We start from the raw sequence: 1,100 nt of genomic DNA, 5'->3' as shown, positions 1-1,100 counted from the left end.
GCTCAACCTGCTGGGCAGCCTCAGCGCGCTGGAGAACGTGGCGCTCCCGCTGGAACTCGACGGAACCAGCGGGCGTCGGGCCCGCGCACTGGCCATGACTGCGCTCACCGAGGTGGGCCTGCCCGCGTTGGGCGACCGCTTCCCGGACCAACTCTCCGGCGGGCAGCAGCAGCGGGTGGCGATCGCCCGCGCGCTGGTGGGCGAACGCCGGCTGGTCCTCGCCGACGAGCCCACCGGGGCGTTGGACTCGCAGACCGGTGAGGCGGTGCTGCACCTGCTGCGCCGCCGGATCGACGCGGGTGCCGCCGGAGTGCTGGTCACCCACGAGGCGCGGCACGCCGGCTGGGCCGACCGGGTGGTGTTCCTCCGCGACGGCGTCCTCGTCGACACCACGGCGCCGCTGGGCAGCGTCGAGCAGTTGCTGTCCGGCAGCGAACGGTGACCATCCGCCGCCTGCCACGGGCCCCCGGTCGGGCCGACAGCGCGTCACGGCAGCCGGTCGCGCCGCCCGCCCCGGTCGGCCGACGGCGGTTCGCCGAGCTGACCGGCTCCTGGCGGGCGGCGCTGCGGATCGCCCGGCGGGAGTCACGCCGGTCCCGACGGCGGACCATCCTGGTGCTCGCGATGATCGCCATGCCGGTCGCGGCGCTGGCCTTCCTGGCCGCCAGTTACGACATGGCCGAGCTGACTCCACAGGAACGCGTCGACCGCCGCCTCGGCGTGGCCGACGCGCAGCTGCAGTGGATCGCCAACGCCCCGGTGGGGCAGGACGAGTGGGGTGAGGGCTGGTACACCCGCGACGGCGAGCTCCCCGCCAAGGTGACCGCGGCCCAGCTGACCGAGCTGCTCGGGCCGGGCAGCCGGGTCACCGAGGTTCGTCAGCGCGTTCCGCTGACACTGCGCGGCCCGCACCGCGACGAGGTCGTGAACGGTCGGGTGCTGGACCTCGCCGATCCGCTAGCCCGTGGGCTGGTGCGGTTCCGGGCCGGCCGGGCGCCGCAGCAGGCCGGTGAGGTCGCTGTCAGTCCGGTGGCGCTGCGCCGGCTGGACCTGCGCCTCGGCCGCGCCGTGGCCGCCGCCGACGGGAGCAGGGCGTACAC

At 75.7% G+C, this 1,100-nt stretch carries 1 protein-coding gene and 1 pseudogene; both read left to right on the top strand.

The features are described 5' to 3' along the window. Positions 1-442: ABC transporter ATP-binding protein (locus tag KBX53_RS33860; protein WP_210863910.1), on the top strand; the 442-nt coding region annotated here is incomplete at its 5' end. Further along, a pseudogene (locus KBX53_RS33855) lies at positions 439-1,100 on the top strand (ABC transporter permease); the annotation flags it as partial. The gene KBX53_RS33860 and the pseudogene KBX53_RS33855, both read left to right, overlap by 4 nt.

Origin of the sequence: Micromonospora sp. M51 (assembly GCF_018070305.1) — a bacterium.
GTDB lineage: Bacteria > Actinomycetota > Actinomycetes > Mycobacteriales > Micromonosporaceae > Micromonospora > Micromonospora parva.
The sequence above is the reverse complement of the archived record's forward strand: the minus strand, read 5'-3'. Positions and strand labels throughout refer to the sequence as shown.